This is a genomic window from Streptomyces sp. NRRL S-1022, from assembly GCF_000720135.1.
Classification (GTDB): Bacteria; Actinomycetota; Actinomycetes; order Streptomycetales; family Streptomycetaceae; genus Streptomyces.
The window spans coordinates 1-444 of sequence record NZ_JOIU01000124.1; the positions used below are offsets into that span (position 1 = coordinate 1).

A 444-nucleotide genomic window follows, 5' to 3' on the forward strand; every position below is an offset into this window, starting at 1 on the left:
GCGTGCGCCAGGGCCGCCTTCACCTTGCCCTGCGCCTCGGTGGCGGCGGTGTTGCGCTGCTTGCGGGCCTCGGCGAGCTTGTGCTGCGCGGCCTGGACGTCCGCCTTGCCCGGGTCGTCGAACTTCCCCGGATCCGGGCCCGGGTCCTCACCCGCGTCCGCCTTGGCCTTGTACGACTCGACCTTGTCCGTGTACGTGGCGAACGCGGCCTTGGACGCCTTCTCCCCCTTCTTGTAAAGCGCTACGGCCTCCTGCGCCTGCCCTTGCGCCCACTTCACCGTGTCGGCGTACGACTCCAGCGCATCCGCCGCCGCCTTGCACGCCTCCGCCGCCTGCGCCCACTTGGCGGGATGCACCCCGAACTTCTCACGGAAGGCGTCCCCGCCCTCACCCTTCCAGCCGGAGGAGTCGACCTTCTTCAGCCCCTGGCTGACCTTGTCGAAC

Annotated in this window: 1 protein-coding gene; it reads right to left on the reverse strand. The window is 70.0% G+C overall.

The window, feature by feature from the left end:
* A partial coding sequence (locus IG05_RS43205) for a putative T7SS-secreted protein (RefSeq protein WP_037815925.1) occupies positions 1 to 444 on the reverse strand: 444 nt, incomplete at both ends.